This window comes from Caballeronia sp. LZ043 (genome assembly GCF_031451075.1).
In the GTDB taxonomy this organism is placed as follows: domain Bacteria; phylum Pseudomonadota; class Gammaproteobacteria; order Burkholderiales; family Burkholderiaceae; genus Caballeronia.
In genome coordinates, this window is sequence record NZ_JARUXT010000001.1 from 370,391 (window position 1) to 387,061 (window position 16,671).

Annotated in this window: 11 protein-coding genes; 5 read left to right on the plus strand and 6 right to left on the minus strand. The window is 66.1% G+C overall.

The window, feature by feature from the left end; all coding sequences use genetic code 11:
* Positions 1-38: 38 nt before the first annotated feature.
* From tldD to QCE64_RS01795, 3 genes are all read right to left on the minus strand, one after another.
* Positions 39-1,505, minus strand: coding sequence for a metalloprotease TldD (tldD, locus tag QCE64_RS01785; RefSeq protein WP_309807256.1), 1,467 nt, complete (start codon positions 1,503-1,505; stop codon positions 39-41).
* Positions 1,506-1,634: 129 nt separating this feature from the next.
* Positions 1,635-2,465, minus strand: coding sequence for a carbon-nitrogen hydrolase family protein (locus QCE64_RS01790; RefSeq protein ID WP_309913825.1), 831 nt, complete (start codon positions 2,463-2,465; stop codon positions 1,635-1,637).
* Between the two features lie 83 nt (positions 2,466-2,548).
* Positions 2,549-6,874 (minus strand): AsmA-like C-terminal region-containing protein, encoded by a 4,326-nt coding sequence (locus QCE64_RS01795; protein ID WP_310002503.1) that lies wholly within the window; start codon positions 6,872-6,874, stop codon positions 2,549-2,551.
* Positions 6,875-7,019: 145 nt separating this feature from the next.
* On the opposite strand from QCE64_RS01795, the gene glnE reads away from it, so the two are divergent.
* Positions 7,020-9,863: a bifunctional [glutamate--ammonia ligase]-adenylyl-L-tyrosine phosphorylase/[glutamate--ammonia-ligase] adenylyltransferase gene (gene glnE, locus QCE64_RS01800; RefSeq protein ID WP_309929166.1), complete on the plus strand. Its 2,844-nt coding sequence runs from the start codon at positions 7,020-7,022 to the stop codon at positions 9,861-9,863.
* 42 nt (positions 9,864-9,905) lie between these two features.
* On the opposite strand, the gene recN is transcribed toward glnE, so the two are convergent.
* Together recN and QCE64_RS01810 are read right to left on the minus strand one after the other, a co-directional pair.
* Complete coding sequence (gene recN / locus QCE64_RS01805; RefSeq protein WP_309913834.1) at positions 9,906-11,561, minus strand: DNA repair protein RecN; 1,656 nt, start codon at positions 11,559-11,561, stop codon at positions 9,906-9,908.
* A gap of 34 nt (positions 11,562-11,595) precedes the next feature.
* A complete protein-coding gene (locus QCE64_RS01810) occupies positions 11,596-12,492 on the minus strand; it encodes an NAD kinase (RefSeq protein WP_309913836.1) in 897 nt (298 codons plus the stop codon).
* 258 nt (positions 12,493-12,750) lie between these two features.
* Between QCE64_RS01810 and hrcA the strand changes: the two genes are divergently transcribed.
* The 3 genes from hrcA (at position 12,751) to QCE64_RS01825 (ending at position 15,400) form a co-directional block, all read left to right on the plus strand.
* Entirely contained in the window at positions 12,751-13,767 is a 1,017-nt protein-coding gene (hrcA, locus tag QCE64_RS01815) for a heat-inducible transcriptional repressor HrcA (RefSeq protein WP_309807262.1), read from the plus strand.
* Between the two features lie 132 nt (positions 13,768-13,899).
* Positions 13,900-14,967, plus strand: a complete 1,068-nt coding sequence (gene hemH, locus QCE64_RS01820; RefSeq protein WP_309913839.1) for a ferrochelatase — start codon at positions 13,900-13,902, stop codon at positions 14,965-14,967.
* Positions 14,968-14,992: 25 nt separating this feature from the next.
* Positions 14,993-15,400, plus strand: a complete 408-nt coding sequence (locus QCE64_RS01825; RefSeq protein WP_310002504.1) for an RNA-binding S4 domain-containing protein — start codon at positions 14,993-14,995, stop codon at positions 15,398-15,400.
* Here QCE64_RS01825 and QCE64_RS01830 read toward each other — a convergent pair.
* Positions 15,372-15,533, minus strand: coding sequence for a hypothetical protein (locus QCE64_RS01830; RefSeq protein ID WP_309807266.1), 162 nt, complete (start codon positions 15,531-15,533; stop codon positions 15,372-15,374). The two genes, QCE64_RS01825 and QCE64_RS01830, sit on opposite strands and share 29 nt — an antisense overlap.
* A gap of 388 nt (positions 15,534-15,921) precedes the next feature.
* Here QCE64_RS01830 and grpE point away from each other — a divergent pair, with 388 nt between their 5' ends.
* Positions 15,922-16,521, plus strand: a complete 600-nt coding sequence (grpE, locus tag QCE64_RS01835) for a nucleotide exchange factor GrpE (RefSeq protein ID WP_310002505.1) — start codon at positions 15,922-15,924, stop codon at positions 16,519-16,521.
* The last annotated feature ends 150 nt before the right edge of the window (positions 16,522-16,671 follow it).

Genomic DNA, 16,671 nt, shown 5'->3' on the forward strand with positions numbered 1-16,671 from the left:
CTTGACCTAAGCGGAATTCCCGCACGTTCTTCGCAAAATCAGACGGTGCCGCCGACGGTCATCTTCTCGATGCGCAGCGTCGGCTGGCCGACGCCCACCGGCACGCTCTGGCCTTCCTTGCCGCACACGCCGACGCCGCTGTCGAGCGACATGTCGTTGCCGATCATCGTCACGTACTTGAGCGATTCCGGGCCGCTGCCGATCAGCGTCGCGCCCTTCACCGGATACGTGACCTTGCCGTTCTCGATCATGTACGCCTCGGAGGCCGAGAACACGAACTTGCCGTTGGTGATGTCGACCTGGCCGCCGCCGAAATTCACCGCGTACAGCCCGTTCTTCACGGACCCGATGATCTCCTGCGGATCCTTGTCGCCGTTGAGCATGTAGGTGTTGGTCATGCGCGGCATCGGCAGCGCGGCGTAGGATTCGCGGCGCGCGTTGCCGGTCACGGGCATCTTCATCAGGCGCGCGTTGAGCGAGTCCTGAATGTAGCCCTTGAGGATGCCGTCCTCGATCAGCGTCGTGCACTGGGTCGGATTGCCTTCGTCGTCGATGTTGAGCGAGCCGCGCCGGTTCGGCAGCGTGCCGTCGTCGACCACGGTGACGCCCTTCGCCGCAACCTGTTCGCCGATCCGTCCCGCAAACGCCGACGAGCCCTTGCGGTTGAAGTCGCCTTCCAGGCCATGGCCGATCGCCTCGTGCAGCAGTACGCCCGGCCAGCCCGGTCCGAGCACGACGGTCATCGCGCCGGCCGGAGCGGGGCGCGCTTCCAGGTTCACGAGCGCGGCATGCACGGCGTCATCGACGTATTTTTGCAGCACGGCGTCCGTGAAATAGCCGTAGTCGAAGCGTCCGCCGCCGCCGCCCGTGCCGATCTCGCGGCGGCCGTTCTGTTCGGCGATCACCGTCACCGAGACACGCACCAGCGGGCGCACGTCGGCGGCGAGCGCGCCGTCGCTGCGCGCGACCAGCACGACATCGTATTCCCCGGCCATGCCCGCCATCACCTGCGTGATGCGCGGGTCCTTGCTGCGCGCCATCTGCTCGACGCGCTCCAGCAGCTTGACCTTGGCATGCGCCTCGAGCGAGTGCAGCGGATCGGCGGGCAGGTACAGATCGCGGCCGGAGACGCCCGTCAGCGCGCTGGCCGACTTGATCTTGTGCTTGCCGCCGCCGGCTTTCGCGATCGCGCGGGTCGCGATGGCCGCCTGGCGGATGGAGTCGGCCGAGAGATCGTCGGAGTAGGCGAAGGCGGTGCGTTCACCGGAGACGGCGCGCACGCCGACGCCCTGATCGATGCTGAAACTGCCGGATTTGACAATGCCTTCCTCCAGGCTCCACGCTTCGCTGCGCGTGGACTGGAAATAGAGGTCGGCGTAATCGATGCGATGCTCGAAGATTTCCGCGAGCGTGCGGGTGATCAGCCCTTCGTCGAGGCCGTACGGCGTGAGCAAAACGTCTTTTGCCGTGACCAGGTTGCGAATGCCGGGTTCGATGATGTTCATGCGGTGCCTGTTCGGTGCCTGTTGCGTCGGTCGCGACGCGTTCGGTGATAATTCAGACGAATCCAAGACTATTCTAAGGTCTGATTCCGTCAATTCATGTGCGGGGAGAAACCCGCATCTTCAAGTCTTCTACGCGAGCACGCGGTGCCGGTACGCCGGCAGACTCTGCCGCACGGCAGCGATGCGCTGCGCGTCGATGCCGCCAAGCACGACGCCGGGTCCTTCATCCTTCACGTCGACGATCTCGCCCCACGGGTCGATCAGCATGCTGTGACCCCAGGTGCGGCGGCCGTTCTCGTGCGTGCCGCCTTGCGCCGCGGCCAGCACGTAGCATTGATTTTCGACGGCGCGCGCCTTCAGCAGCGTTTCCCAGTGTGCCTTGCCGGTGGTCCAGGTGAAGGCCGAGGGCACGACCATCAGCGCGCAGTCGCCGAGTTCCCGGTACAGCTCCGGAAAACGCAGGTCGTAGCACACCGACAAGCCGACGCGTCCGAACGGCGCCTCGAACGTGCGCACCTCGCTGCCGGGACAGATGGTGCGCGCTTCGTCGAACGATTCCTCGCCCTTCTCGAAATTGAACAGATGAATCTTGTCATAGCGCGCGACCTGCTTGCCGTGCGGATCGAAGACGAGTGTCGTGTTGAGCACGCGTTCCGTTTCCGGCGATTGCAGCGGCAACGTCCCGCCGATGATCCACACGCGATGCTCGCGCGCCGAGTCGGCCAGAAACTGCTGGATGGGACCGCTGCCGGGTTGCTCGCGGATGGCGAGCTTGTCCGTGTCCTTGAAGCCCATGAAGCAGAAGTACTCGGGCAGCAGAACCAGTTGCGCGCCACGGCGGGCGGCTTCTGCGATGAGTTGTCCGGCGGCGGCCAGATTGCGCTCGCGGTCCGGCGTGCTGACCATCTGCAGCGCGGCGACCTGGAACGGGGCCGCGCCTTCGCTCGATGTTTCGCTCATGTCCTTGGGTGCGCTGAAGGAGAAAAAGGGACGAGTTGAAAGGACGAATCAAGCGCCGCCGTGAAAGGCGCACGTCCGTATTTTTACTGGACGGCGCCCGGCGCGACGGCGGCCGCGGGTGTTTCGATCTTACCCTGATCGCCCTTGAGTCGCTGGACGACCGGTTTCGTCCAGGAACCGGTGATGGCGTAGTCGACGGCGAAGGCCTTGCGGATCGACGCCGACAGCGCGATGTCCGCCGCCAGCACGCCGAGGCCCAGCAGCGGGTTGATGACCGCGGCGGGAATCGCGGCGACGCCTGCGCCGACGGTGGGAATCACCTTCACGTGCAGGTCTTGCGTCTGCTTCGGCAGATCGACCAGACCTTGCATCTGCACGCGCGCGGGCGACGTGACCATCAGGAAGTCGTCCGTGCGGCCGATGCCGTCGGCGATGCGCGCGTTGCCCGTGATCTTCTCGAACGGCAGCCCCTTGCCGACGACGTCCTCGAAATGCAGCGTCAGCAGGTTCGCGAGGCTGCGCAGGCTGAAGATGCCGAGCCACTTCGCCGCGCCCGGCGCGCGCAGGATCTGGCCGTGATGCAGATCCACGGCGAGCTTGCCTTCGAGCGTATTCGGATCGGGCGTGGTCGGGCCGCCGTTCCAGGCCGCCTCGCCGGACACCGTGCCGTTGCCCGCGTTCACCACATGCGGCGCGCCGAAGCGGTCGATCAGCTGGCCGCCGTTCCTGACGTCGAGACGGAAGTCGAGCGATGTGCGGCGCGCGAGGCCGTCGTCGGTGTCGTAGGGCAGGGTGTCGGGCGGCACGGCCTGTGCGGTCGGTGTCATGGCGCCCGGCAGCGTGCGCCAGGTCGCGCGTGCGGTGAGGGTGGCGTCCGGGTTGTCGAGCTCGAGCTTGTCGAGCGTCCAGATCGGTTCGTCGGCCACGACTTCGTTGTGCGCATCCACTTCGAGCCGCCCGAGGCTGTGCCCGCGGAACACCAGTTCGTTGACGATGAGATCGATCGTCGGCATGTTGCGCGGCGGCTTGCGGATCACCCGGCCGACGAGATCGTTCTCGGTCTTCTCCGGAATCACGACCTTGGCGAAGCGCGCCTGCAAGGTGCCGGGGCTCGCTTTTGTCGCGCCAGGCGTCCAGGCAAGATAACCCGACACCTGGTTCGACGCGACGTTCGCCTGCCACTTGCGATCCGTCTCGCTCGCGCCGATCACGACGTTTTCCCATTTCCGGTCGAGCAGCCTGAGCGTCGTGAAATGGATGGCGGCACGCGTCGGAATGAACTGCCGCACGTTCTCGCTCAAGGGTGGACGCGGCGCGTCGGGTTCCGCACTGGCGGCGGCGGCGCTTGCCGGCGTCGCCGCGCTGATTTCGGCAAAGGTCTTGCGCCAGGCGTCGGCGTCGAGTTCGTCGAGCTCCACGACGGCGCTCACGCCCTCGGCCGGCAGATCGGCAGGCTTGTTCACGGCGATCGCGCCGCGCGCAACCTTCAGCTGTGCGCGCATGTTCATCGGTTCGGCGGCGTTCTGCGGATCGATCTTCACCTGTGCGCGGCCGATCTGCTGCAGCACGTAGTGCGCGTGCACCGGCCCGAGGGTGAGTTCCGCGTCGTGCAGGTCGGACGGACCGCCGGGCGCAGGCTCGAAACTGAACGAGAACGGCATCGGCGTGCCTTGCGCCTTGCCGAACGGCGCCGGCAGATCGATCGAGAGGCCCGCGAGATCCGAACTCGCCTGCACGTTCGGCAGCGCGTTCTTCGTGCCGCGCACGTGCATTTCGTAGGGCGCGCTGCCGTTGATGCGCTTCATGAACTGCACCACCTGCGGGCTGATGTGGGTGTTCAGCCGTTGCGCCGCGTCCGCGCCGAGACGGCCGTTCACGTCGATCGCATAACTGCCGTCCGGCTGCACGCCGCCTTTCGCGCGCACGTCGCCGCCGAGCAGTTGCGCGGTCAGTCCATTGAGCGTGACGGTCTTCGCGCCGAAGTCGGCACGCCCGCGCAGATGCGTGAGCGACGGCAGTTTGCCGTAGGCCACTTCGTTGTCGGCGAAGGTAAGCGAGCCCTTGTAGTCGGTCTTGAGCGGCGGCTGCGGCGCGGGCGGACGGTAGCGCGGAATGCCGAGCGTCAGGTCGAGCACGGCGTCGCCCTTTGCGGCGATATTGCGCGTGCGGTGCTTCGCCATCAGGCCGAGCGAGCTGTCGTCCACGTACTGGAGCATGTCGGCGAGCGGGCCGCGCGCTTTCCCGTCGATCCACAATTTGGTCTCGCGATTGCCGGTGTCGTCGATACGTCCGACCACCTTCGACACCTTCACCCCACGGTAATGGCCGCGATCGATGTCGAAGCCAAGCCTGTTCTGCGCGAGCGTGAAGGTGCCGTCGATGCCCTCGAACGCCGGCCAGAAGTTCGGCAAGCCGTTGGCCATCGTGCGCGGCGGGAACGGAGTGGGATCGAACTTGCCGCCGGTGAAGGGCGCGTTGATGCGGAACACGCCGTCGTTCGGAAACTTGGCATACGGGAAGCGCGTGAGGTCGCCATGTATTTCGATCGTGCCGTTCTTCGCGGTGCCCGCCTGCAGCGCGTGGCCGAGATACACGCGCACGCGCTCGTTGAGGCTGGTCGGCAGATAGCGCACCAGCCGCGTGACCTTCAGGTGCGCGACCTTCGCCTTCAGATCGAGGTTGCCGCGCCCGTGTCCCTGGTTCCAGTAGTCGGCGGTGGCTTCGGCTTCGGCGTCGGCGTTGCGGATGCGCAGCGTATCGACATGAATCTTGAAGGCGCGGCGCTGCTCGCCGGGCGCGATGGCGTCGGCGACGCTCCAGTTCGCCTTGCCCTGCAGCGTGTCGAAGGTGAGGCGCGGGTCGTCGAAGGCGCCGGGAATGATGATCGCCGCGTTCTTCGTGTCGAGGGTGATGCGGCCTTCCTTCTCGTTGGCGTCGACCGTGCCCCACAGGTTCTCGACACCCGGAATGCCCGCGCGCGGATGGTTGTTCACGGTGAGACCGGGGGGCGGTTCCTGGGCCTGCACGCTGAGTCCCTGGAGATCGCCCTTGAAGGCGTAGTGCAGCAGCGGGGCGTCGCCCTTCTTGTGCTGCTGGGCCGCTTCCTCTTCGGTTTTGGGCGCGGTCCGTTCCGTGTAGATCGTGTAGTTCGACACCTGGCCGCGCGGATTGAAGCGCACCAGCTCGTTGAGGACCTTCGCCGGCACGGGCAGCGCGCGCACGAATTCCGCGAGGATGCCGATGTCGACGGTATCGCCCGTCAGCCGCAACAGCTGTCCCTTGCCGACGCTCGGCGGCCGGAAGGTGGCCGTGAGCAGACGCGACACCAGCAGGCGCGACACCGGCGTGTTGTCGTCGAGCGGCAACTGGCCGAGTTCGGCGTGCAGGTTGCGCAGTTCGAGCGTGTAGGCGGTGTCGTCCTTGGCGACCGTCCAGCCGAAACGCGCGATCGGCAGGTCGAGGCGCGGCTGTGTCGGGTGCACCCGCAGGCTGATGTTCGAGCCGGTCAGTTCGCCGGTCGCGTTCTGCAACTGACCGCCCGCGAAGTTGAGCCAGATTTCGTTGTTGACCTGGCCGTCGAACATCTGGAAGGGCAGTTTCACGTAGCGCGCGAGCATCGGCAGATCGACCGGCCCGGTGGACGCGTACAGCCGGCCAGTCCAGTTCGCGGGCGCGCCCATCGCGGAGAACGGCTGATGGCGGAAGTCGGCGCGCAGGTCGAGCGGCCCGTGCAGCACGTCGCCGTCGGCGGGCGCCTGGAGCGCGGCGCGATGGCGCGTGCCCTGGTTGAGGATCACGACTTGCAGGCGCTTGAACGCGATCTCGGGCGCCGCGCGCTGCGCATCGCGCCAGCGCAGCGTGCCGTCGCGCAGAAGAATGCGGTCCTGGCCGAGCAGCCAGGTCGTGAACGCGTTCGAGCCGGTACGGTGCGTGGGAAGCGGCACCCCAGCGACGCTCAGCGCGCCGTCCGGGTTGCGCGCGATGATCACGTCCGGTCCGTCGACGATCAGGTCCGCGAGCTTGGGCCGCAGCCGCACCAGCGAACTCCACGCGATGCTCGCGCTGGCGTGCGGCACGGCGAGTCCGGGCGAACCGTCGGCGGCGTCGATGCGCAGGTTGTCGATATCGAGTGTCGGCGAGAGCCCTGACCAGCGCGCGGAAATGCGCCCGATATGCAGCTGCGCGTGGATCTTCGACGAGACCATCTGCTCGATGCGCGGGCGGAACGAATCGACCTGCGGCAGCACGATGTATCGCAAGCCGATATAGAGCGCCGCCACCGCGAAATAGAGGACCGCCGCGATGACCAGAACGATTCTGAAGACGCGCGAAAGCACGCGCTCGGCGTTGCCGCTGGGCTGGGCTTGTCCAACTTCGTTCGGGTCGACGGATCGTCTGCTGTCGGACATGCTGCGGCTAATCGGCGATATGGTAGTTTTGCGTGTTTGACGCTGAAATGTAACACGGGCATGGTGTTGACCGCCGCCGTCCGTGCGCTCGTGAAAGCGCGCAGAGCCGCGCCCGGCAAGACTCGGACGGCAGTGTGCGGGGTCCGTGACATTTCAGAAAGTTAAGAGCAGAAGCAATGAGCGAACCCAACCTTTCATGACCGACGCCACTCTCCTCAGTTCCGACTATTCCAACTATGCAGCGCGCGCCTATGCTGCGCGTCCCGAACTGGCGTCCAGCGTGGCGGAGTGGAAGCAGGCGCCCGTCACGCGGCAATGGATCGAAGCACGGCTCGATGCGCATTGCGCGCCCGGCGCCGCACACGGCACGCTCGATGAAGCCGCGCTCAAGACCGCGCTGCGGCGCGTGCGGACAGAAGTGTTCTGCACGGTGATGGAACGCGATCTCGCGGGCGCGGCGAATGTCGCCGAAGTCACCGGCGCCATGACCGATCTCGCCGAAGTGACGGTGCAGCGCGCGCTCGCCGTGCTCTCGGCGGATCTCGAAGCGCTGTTCGGCGAGCCGCGCGGACCAGAGGGCGAGCGGCTGACGCTCGGCGTGGTCGGCATGGGCAAGCTCGGCGGGCGCGAACTGAATGCGTCGTCGGACATCGATCTGATCTTCGTCTACGAGGAAGACGGCGAGACCGCCGGCGGCACGCGCGCGGCGCTCACTACCCAGGAATTCTTCACACGGCTCGGCCGGCGGCTGATCGGCGCGCTCGCGGAAATCACCGCGGACGGCTATGTGTTCCGCGTGGACATGCGGCTGCGTCCCAACGGCGACTCCGGACCGCTCGTGTGCAGCCTCGGCATGCTCGAGGAATATTTCTACGTGCAGGGCCGCGAATGGGAACGCTATGCGTGGATCAAGGGGCGGCTCGTCTCGGAGACGCAGAGCGAATCGGGACAGCGCCTCGTCAGGCAGCTCGAAGCCATCGCGACGCCGTTCATCTATCGCCGCTATCTCGACTACGGCGTGATCGCGGCGATCCGCGCGCTGCATCAGCAGATCCGTCAGGAAGCGCGGCGCCGCGCCTCGATGCGTCCCGACAAGGCCGACGACATCAAGCTCGGGCGTGGCGGCATTCGCGAGATCGAGTTCAGTGCGCAGGTGTTCCAGTTGATTCGCGGCGGGCAGGCAGCGGATTTCCGCATTCGTCCGACGCTGGCCGTGCTCGAACGCGCCGAGGCGCACGGCCTGCTTGCGCCGGCCGTGTGTGAGGCGCTGTCGGATGCGTATCTGTTTCTGCGCACGGTCGAGCATCGGCTGCAGTATCGCAACGATGCGCAGACGCACGCGATGCCCGTCGACGATGACGAACGCGCGCGCCTCGCGGCTTCGCTCGGCTTTGCGGACTACGCGGCGTTGATGGACAAGCTCGACGCGCATCGCGAGTTCGTCGAACAGCAGTTCGACGCGATCTTCGCCGACAAGGTGAGCGGCGAGGGCGGCTGCGGCGTGTCGGACGATTCGGCGGCGTCTTGGATCTGGAGCAGCGCGCTCGCCGACGATTCCGCGCAGGAAGAACTGGGTGCGCGGCTCGTCGAACTTGGCTTCGCGGATCCGGCGCCCGTGCTGTCGCGCCTGACCGCCGTATGGAATTCGACGCGCTACGCCAGCCTGCCGCCGCAGAGCCGCGAGCGTTTCGACATCGTCGCGCAGCGGGCGCTCGAAGCCGTGCAGTCGATCGATGCAACCCGTCGCGCCGATACCATCGCGCGCCTGTTCGACCTGCTCGAAGGCATCGGGCGGCGCGGCGCCTATCTGGCGCTGCTGACCGAGTATCCGGCGGCGCTGGAGCGCGTGCTGTCGGTGCTGTCGGGCTCGCGCTGGGCGGCGGGCTATCTGATCCGCCATCCGCAACTGCTCGATGAACTGCTCGACGACGAGGCCATCGCGAGCCCGTTCGACTGGACGCAGTTCAAGCGCTCGCTGACGGCCCGGCTGCAGGCCGCCGAGGACGCCGAGCATCAGATGGATCTGCTGCGCCACGCGCATCAGGCCGAAGTGTTCCGGATCCTGCTGATCGACCTCGCGGGGCGTCTGACGGTGGAGCACGTGAGCGACCGTCTGTCCGAGCTTGCCGACGCCGTGCTCGACGTCACCGTGCAGACCGTCTGGCAGCAGTTCCCGAAGCGGCATCGCGAGACGCCGCTGTTCTCGGTCATCGCCTACGGCAAGCTCGGCGGCAAGGAACTGGGCTATGCGTCGGACCTGGATCTCATCTTCCTGTATGACGATCCGCATGACGCCGCGTCCGAGATCTACGCGATGTTCACGCGCCGCCTGATCACCTGGCTCACGTCGGCGACCGGCGCGGGCACGCTGTTCGATGTCGATCTGCGGCTGCGTCCGAACGGCGAATCCGGGCTGCTCGTGACCGATCTGGACACCTTCCGCCGCTATCAGATCCGCGAGGGCGACGCCGCCAACACGGCGTGGGTATGGGAGCATCAGGCGCTGTCGCGCGCGCGTTTCAGCGCGGGCGATGCGGGCATCGGCGCGCAGTTCGAGGCGATCCGTGCGGACGTGATGGTGACGGAGCGCGATGCGGCGGCGCTGGCGCGCGAGATTGCGTCGATGCGTCAGCGCGTCGCCGACGGACATCCGAACCGAAGCGCACTGTTCGACCTGAAGCACGATCGCGGCGGCATGGTGGATATCGAGTTCGTCGTGCAGTACTGGGTGTTGCTGCATGCGCGCGAGCATCGCGAGTTCGTGCGCAACGCGGGGAACATCTCGCTGCTCAGGATTGCCGCGCAGAGCGGCCTGATTTCAGCCGATGAAGCGGACACGATCGGCGCCATCTACCGGCACTATCGCAAGCTGCAGCACCGGATGCGGCTCGACGGCATGGAAAAGGCGCGCGTGGCGCCGGACGAAGTGCAGGGCGAGCGCGAGGCGGTGACGGCGTTATGGAAGCGGGTGTTTGCCGTGGCTTCCTGAGTCAAGGTTCTGAAGGCGCGGCTCCGGAGCCGCGCCGTTCGCTCAGGCTGCGAGCATTTCCTTGGCGTGCTTGCGGGTGGTCGCGGTGATCTCCAGGCCGCCGAGCATGCGCGCCACTTCCTCGATGCGCTTCGGCTTGTCCAGCGGCGTGACCGTGCTGACAGTGCCGCCGGCGTCGTCGGAGGCCTTGGCCACCTGGAAATGCTGGTCGCCGCGTGCCGCGACTTGCGGCAAATGCGTGACGCACAGCACCTGACGATGCTGTCCGAGCTGATGCAGCAGACGCCCGACCACTTCCGCCACGCCGCCGCCGATGCCGGTGTCCACTTCGTCGAAGATCAGCGTGGGCGTCGGGCTCGCCGTGCTGGCGATGACGGCCAGCGCGAGGCTGATACGCGCCAGTTCGCCGCCGGACGCGACCTTTGCGAGCGGCCTGAGCGCGACGCCCGCATGACCCGCGACGCGAAACTCGATCTGCTCCAGACCGTTGGCGCCGCCTTCCGCGAGCGGAACAAGCGTGACGTCGAAGCTGCCGCCTGCCATCGACAGTTCCTGCATGCCTTCGGTGACCGCCTTCGACAGGTTCTTCGCCGCCTTTCCGCGCGCCTTCGACAAGCCCTTCGCCTGTTCGAGATAGACGCCGCGTGCCTTTTCGGCAGCGGCGGCGAGCGCGTCGAGATCGCCTGCGGCGTCGAGTTCGGCCAGCTGGCGGCGGCGTGCCTCGTGCTCTTCAGGCAGGTTCTCCGGCTGAAGACGGAACTTGCGTGCGGTGGAGTGCAGCTGATCCATGCGCCGGTCCACTTGCGCCAGCCGCTCGGGATCGAGTTCGAGTCGCTGCGCGTAGTGCGACAGGGAATACGCCGCTTCCTGCAACTGGATCTCGGCCGGTTCGAGCGACGCGAGCACGTCGTTCAATGCCGGATCGATATCCGCGAGGCCGCGCAGCTTCGACGTGATGGCGCCGAGCTGCGAGATCATCGCCTCGTCGGACTCGGACAGCGCGCCGAGCGCGCCCTGCACGCCGTCGATGAGACTCGCAGAATGCGACAGCCGATGCTGCTCCGCGCTCACTTCCTCCCATTCGCCCGGCTGCGGCGCGAGCTTGTCGAATTCACTCAACTGCCATGCGAGGCGTTCGCGTTCCAGTTGCAGCTCGCGATCGCGGCTCTGCGCGCTTTCCAGCGCCTGCTGGGCGTCGCGCCAGGCGCGCCACGCGCGATTCACCGCGCCGGCGGTGTCCAGCAACTGCGCGTGGGTGTCGAAGAGTTCGCGCTGCGCGTCGGGACGCATCAGCAATTGATGCGCGTGCTGGCCATGGATATCGACCAGCATCTCGCCCACTTCGCGCAGCTGCGCGAGCGTCGCCGGCGTGCCGTTGATGAACGCGCGCGAGCGGCCGTTCGAGTCGATCACCCGTCGCAACATCACGGTGTCGGCGCCTGCTTCGCCAAGCGCGTGCTCCTCCAGCCAGGCCAAGACCAGCGCATGCGTGGAGAATTCGGCGGTGATGTCGGCGCGCGGCTGGCCGGTGCGCACGACGCCCGCGTCGCCGCGCGCGCCGAGCGTGAGCGCGAGGGCGTCGATCAGGATGGATTTGCCGGCGCCGGTTTCGCCCGAAAAGACCGTGAAGCCGGAGTCGAACTCGATGTCGAGCGCGGCGACGATGACGAAGTCTCGAATGGAGAGGTGTCGGAGCATGGATGCTTCGCGGAAGAGGGTCTGGCGAATCGGATCAGAGAGTGGAGGTGTCCTGCGACGGATGCTCGTTCCAGTGCAGCTTCTTGCGCAGCGTCGCGTAGGTGCTGTAGCCGACCGGATGCAGCACCGGCACCGTATGCTTCGAGCGGCGGACCTCGATGGCGTCGTTGAGCTCGACGGCGGTGAAGGACTGCATGTCGAAATTCACGTTCACGTCCCGGCCGCCGATGATCTGGATGGTGACCTTGGAGTCGTCGGGCAGCACGATCGGACGATTCGACAGCGAGTGCGGCGCGATCGGCACGAGCACGAAGCCTTGCAGCTGCGGATGCAGGATCGGCCCCGCCGACGACAGCGCGTAGGCGGTCGAGCCGGTGGGCGTGGCGACGATCAGGCCGTCCGAACGCTGGTTGTACATGAAGTGCCCGTCCACCGAGACGCGCAATTCGGCCATGCCGGAGAAGCCGCTGCGATTCACCACGACGTCATTGAAGGCGAGCGCGTGATAGATGGGTTTCTCGTTGCGTACGATGCGCGCTTCGAGCAGGGTGCGTTCCTCGCGCTCGAACTGCCCGGCCAGCATTTGCGGGATGATCTCGCTCATTTCCTTGAGCGGAATGTCCGTGATGAAGCCGAGGCGTCCGTGATTCACGCCGATGAGCGGCGTCCTGTACGGCGCGAGCTGCCGGCCGATGCCAAGCATGGTGCCGTCGCCGCCGAGCACGATGGCGACGTCCGCGCGGGCGCCCATCTCGGCGATGGAGAGCGCCGGGAATTCCGTCACGCCGACCTCCTTCGCGGTGCCCGCCTCGAACACGACCTCGAAGCCTTGCTGCGCGAGGACATCGGCGAGCGCTCGCAGCGGCGGCTCGATGCCTGGCGTATTGGGGCGCCCGACGAGGGCGACCGTCTTGAATTGACCGATTTCCATGCCGGCATTACACCATAGTCAGTGAGCGAAAAGAACCGTGGGTCCCGCGCCGCAAGCGCTCGCACACGTCGGGGCGAAACGCGCGCCGGCATGCCCATTGTTTCTCGCTAGAATGGAGCGGACGTTGAACGCGATGCGGCGCGCTGCAACGCGAGGCAACGTGACGCAGCGTGAGAATCGTGGAACGCCAGACCCACCCCAACTCTACCCATGAGCCGCGGCGCGCCGCCACCTGCCCCATTGAGCTAAAATCCGGCCATGCTAGACCCACGTGCACAAACCCTCCTCAAGACGCTGATCGAGCGCTACATCGCCGAAGGTCAGCCGGTCGGTTCGCGCACGTTATCACGGCACTCCGGCCTGGAGCTGAGCCCCGCAACAATCCGCAATGTGATGTCCGACCTCGAGGACCTGGGCCTCGTGGCGAGTCCGCATACCTCGGCGGGACGCATTCCGACACCGCGCGGCTACCGCCTGTTCGTCGACACGATGCTGACTGTGGAAGCGCCGCAAGACGAAGCGATGACAACCGCGGTGAAGACCCGCTTGCAGGGCGAGGAACCGCAGAAGATCGTCGCGGCCGCGGCGAGCGTGCTGTCCAGCCTGTCTTCGTTCGCGGGTGTCGTACTGACGCCGCGCCGCAGCCACATGTTCAAGCAGATCGAGTTCATGCGGCTGTCGGACAAACGCATTCTGCTCATCATCGTCACGCCTGAGGGCGACGTGCAGAATCGCATGATGGCGACCCAGCGCGATTACTCGCCGTCCCAGCTCACGGAAGCCTCCAACTACATCAACGCGCATTTCGCGGGCCTGTCCTTCGACGAGGTGCGCCGCCGCCTGCGCGAGGAAATCGACCAGCTGCGCGGCGACATGACCACGCTGATGCAGGCCGCCGTGGTGGCGACCACCACCGAGACGGACCCGATGGACACCGTGCTCATTTCCGGCGAGCGCAACCTGCTGGAAGTGGCCGACCTCTCCTCCGACATGGCGCGGCTGCGCAAGCTCTTCGACCTGTTCGACCAGAAGACCTCGCTGCTGCAACTGCTCGATGTGTCCAGCCACGCGCAGGGCGTGCAGATCTTCATTGGCGGCGAGTCGAACCTGGTGCCCATCGAGGAAATGAGCGTGGTTACCGCGCCGTACGAAGTGAACGGGAAGATCGTGGGCACGCTCGGCGTGATTGGCCCGACGCGCATGGCCTACAACCGTGTGATTCCGATCGTGGATATCACCGCGCGGCTGCTCTCGATGTCGCTCAGTCATCAGTGACGTCCTCGTTGCGCTCATCTTGACGGGTGTCGACGGGCGGCGCTACTCGGCCATTCGGCCGATGATGCGGCCGAAAGCGCGCCGCTATAATGGTCCTCACCTTTCAGCCACCGCCTCCGGCCCGCCTGCCCTATGCGTTTCGACCTCGAGTTGCCCTCGCAGCCCAGCGCTTCTCATCGCGTCGCGGTGCTGCTGATCAATCTCGGCACGCCGGACGCGCCCACGCCGCGGGCCGTGCGCAAGTATCTGGCGCAGTTCCTGTCGGACCCGCGCGTGGTGGAGATTCCGTCGCTGGTCTGGCAATTCATCCTGCGGCTATTGATCCTGCCGCTGCGCGGGCGCGCCTCGGCCCGCAAATATGCGCAGGTGTGGATGCCGGAAGGTTCGCCACTGCGGGTGCATACCGAGAAGCAGGTGGAAGGATTGCGGCGGCTGTTCGCGGCGAACGACTATCGCGTGATCGTGGACTATGCCATGCGCTACGGCACACCCGGCATCGGCGCCATGCTGAATCAGCTCAAGCTCGAAGGCGCGGAGCGCATCCTGCTGCTGCCCATGTATCCGCAGTATTCGTCCTCCACCACGGCCACCGCCTTCGACGACGCCTTTACCGCCCTGAAGCGCGTGCGCAATCAGCCCGAGATCCGCACGGTGCGCCATTACGCGGATCATCCCGCGTATATCGCCGCGCTCGCCGAGCAGGTGCGCGACTACTGGCGGCATCACGGCGCGCCGGATTTCGCGGCCGGCGACAAACTGGTGCTGAGCTTCCACGGCGTGCCCAAGCGCACCATGGATCTCGGCGATCCGTATCACGACCAGTGCCAGCAGACCGGCTCGCTGCTCACCGCCGCGCTTGGGCTCACGCCGGTCGAGTGCCGCGTGACCTTCCAGTCGCGCTTCGGCCGCGCGGAGTGGCTGCAGCCCTACACCGCGCCCACGCTCGCGGAACTGGGCGCGGGCGGCGTGACGCGCGTCGACGTGTTTTGCCCCGGTTTCACGGCGGATTGTCTGGAGACCATCGAGGAAATCGGCATCGAGGTGCGCGACGAGTTCCTGAAGGCCGGCGGCAAGCACTTTCACCGGATTCCCTGCCTGAACGCGTCGCCTGCGTGGATCAAGGGCATCGGCGAAATCGCGGCGCAGCATCTGCAAGGGTGGCCCGTGCAGGCGCCGCAGCCGCTCAGCGCGGTCGCGTGAATCCGGCTTCAACCAGCATGCAGCGATGAACTACAAGATTTCGACGGATCGCGGCGGGCGCCTGCGCATCGACAAATGGCTGTGGGCGGCGCGCTTCTTCAAGACGCGTTCGCTCGCGAGCGACGCGGTGGAGAAGGGCCGCGTGAAGATCGGCGGCGCGGGCGTGAAGCCTTCGAAGGAAGTGCGCGTGGGCGATCTCGTCGAGATCGATATCGAGCGCATTGTCTGGCGGGTCGAGGTGCTGGGCGTGTGCGACGTGCGCGGGCCGGCCAGCGTGGCGCAGACGCTCTATGCCGAGACGGAGGACGGACGCGCGCAACGCATGGCCGAAGCCGAACGGCGCCGGACCTTCCGCGAGCCGGCCGCGCAGCTGCAGGGCAGGCCGACGAAGCGCGACCGGCGCGTCATCGACAAACTTTCTGGTTCGGATTGAAGTAGCGTTCCATGGTGGCGTGAACGCCGCCGTATTCGGTGGTGCGGTCGGTGACCGCGCCTGACATGCAGATGGTGGTGGTGCCCGCGACGAGTACCAGGGCGACCACCGCGATAGCAAAGGTCAGTTTCATGGTACCCCCGGTAATGGGTTTCCCCGGCCACGAGGCGCATGCAGGTGCATGCGGGCGCTACGGGGCAGGGTCAGGAAACGGGCAAAGGCTGAAGCGGGTTTGAAGCATTCGGAGGATTAGGGTTAACGTGCGTCCTGCGGGTGCTTCTCTGGAGTGTAGGAGACCGGGGGCTTTCCCTCAATCTCATTCTGCGCGGTGCGGCAAAACGCGCGTTACCGCTCGTTTCAGGCGTCAGCGCTTCGTCTGCACGCTGAAAATCGTCCGAAAAGTTCGCCGTCACGGCTTGAAAATGTCCGTGATGCCCCAACTTCCGCAGCTAGTGCGGAAAACAGCGCCAATGCCCTGTTTTCTCATCCGATTCAACTCACAGCAATACACATTCAGCGACATGGAAAACACGCAAGAGAATTCAGCGAGCCAGAACCCCACGCCCGCCGACGAAACCGCGCGCCAGGCCGCCGATGCCACTCCTGGCCAGGCCGCAGCCGAAACGGCGCAGTCCGCGCAGCCCAACGCAGCGTCTGCCGCGCCGGACGCGGCCGATGCCGCGCTCGCCGAGGCGCAGGCCACCATCGTCGCGCTGAAAGAAGACTTTCTGCGCGCGAAGGCAGAGACGGAAAACGTCCGCCGCCGCAGCCAGGAAGATGTGTCGAAGGCGCATAAATTCGCGATCGAAAGCTTCGCGGAGAACCTGCTCCCGGTGCTGGACAGCCTGGAAGCCGCGCTGGCCGACCAGTCGAGCGACCTCGCCAAGGTGCGCGAGGGCGTCGAACTGACGCTCAAGCAGCTCACGGGCGCCCTCGAAAAGGGCCGTGTCGTGGCGTTGAACCCAGTGGGCGAGAAGTTCGATCCGCATCGTCATCAGGCCATTTCGATGGTGCCCGCCGAGCAGGATGCCAACACGGTCGTTTCGGTGCTGCAGAAAGGCTACGTCATTGCCGACCGCGTGTTGCGTCCGGCGCTCGTGACTGTCGCAGCTCCGAAGTAAGGCGCTCGAGCGAACCAGCCGGTGCGTAGCCGGCCGCTTCGCAAAAAAACTATAGACCGCATCGGTTTCAGGGTCTTGAAATCGAAACTGGCGCACTTATCTTGCGTACAGGTATGAATTTTGGGTGTTCGGCCCGGTAAATCGGCGAAT